At 67.4% G+C, this 758-nt stretch carries 1 protein-coding gene; it reads right to left on the bottom strand.

Annotation, left to right across the window (positions count from 1 at the left end):
- A partial coding sequence (locus tag AC1DZC_RS19930; RefSeq protein ID WP_477044475.1) for a substrate-binding domain-containing protein occupies positions 1–518 on the bottom strand: 518 nt, incomplete at its 3' end.
- Positions 519–758 lie beyond the last annotated feature (240 nt).

Raw genomic sequence — 758 nt, 5'->3', positions numbered from 1 at the left:
CCGCCGAGCTGCGCGGCGGTCCATGCCCCGATCCGCTCGCCGGCGTCGAAGTTGTCGGTCGCGAACGTGATGTCCACGGCGTCGGCGGGATCTGGTGCCGTGTCCAGGGCGATGACGAACAGGCCGGCATCGCGGGCCTTCGCGATCGCGTCGACGACAGCGGGGCCGTTCGGGGTGATCAGGATGCCGTCCTGGCCCTGGGAGATGGCGTTCTCGATGGCCTGGATCTGGGTGTCCTCGTCGCCATCCTCGCGACCAGCCGCGAAAGTCAGCTCCACGTCGTTGTCCTTCGCGGCGGCCTCGGCACCCTTCTGCATGGCGATGAAGAACGGGTTGCTCGTCGTCTTGACGATCAGAGAGACCTGGACCGCCTCGTCAGCGGCCGCGGCCGTGGACGTAGCGTCCGAATCGTCAGCCTCGTTCGAGGAACAGGCTGACAGGAGAATCGCCGCAGTCGCGCCCAGAGCGACGAGGCTCCAGGCAGTGCGGCGGCGGGTAGGCAGGGTGCGTGAAGGCATGGTGGTGGCTCCTCGTTTACGCGACAGTTCACGCCGCTGACAACGTTGTCGGGTGAATTTCTACAGGCGGGGTCGTTCTCGGTCAAGCGGCTGGCGTCCCGGAAATGGTCACAGGTTGACAACGTTGTCCGGCGGAGATCTCTCGACGCCGTGAACACCACCTTCAGCCATCAGGGCGAAGGCCGGGCGTGACCCCCCGACCGGGCAGGCGGCGGGGCGTCCGGTTCCGGCCGGTTCCGG

The sequence above is a fragment of the Cellulomonas sp. P2_B4 genome (assembly GCF_056404795.1).
This window is presented reverse-complemented; position numbering and strand designations above follow the sequence as displayed.